This window comes from Patiriisocius sp. 208BN25-11 (assembly GCF_058147145.1).
The window spans coordinates 1-272 of record NZ_JBYVJY010000072.1 but is presented as its reverse complement, the minus strand read 5'-3'; the positions used below and the strand labels follow the sequence as shown (position 1 = coordinate 272).

Annotated in this window: 1 protein-coding gene; it reads left to right on the top strand. The window is 65.8% G+C overall.

The annotated features are described in order from the left end of the window. On the top strand, nt 1-272 hold a 272-nt coding region (locus tag ACY2RS_RS15605; protein WP_490099589.1), incomplete at both ends, for a hypothetical protein.

Here is a 272-nt window from a genome sequence, read left to right as displayed (position 1 = left end):
ACAAGCAGACGATTGTCGATCTGTGTCCGAGCGCGATCCGTTTCATGGACTGGGTCGGCGGCAACAACTCGAAACTGCCCCGTTTCGAAAGCCGGACCCTGCCCGGCTACGCCGCGTGGACCGGTTCGGCGAACTGGGTTGCTTCACCACCTGTTGGCGAGACGACCGGCATCAACCAGTACGCGCTGGCGGCGGCGAGGGGGATGCCGGCCGCTCCGTTGCAGGGCGAAATCGTCACCTGCCGCATCGGTTCGGGAATGGAGCGCGGCGGC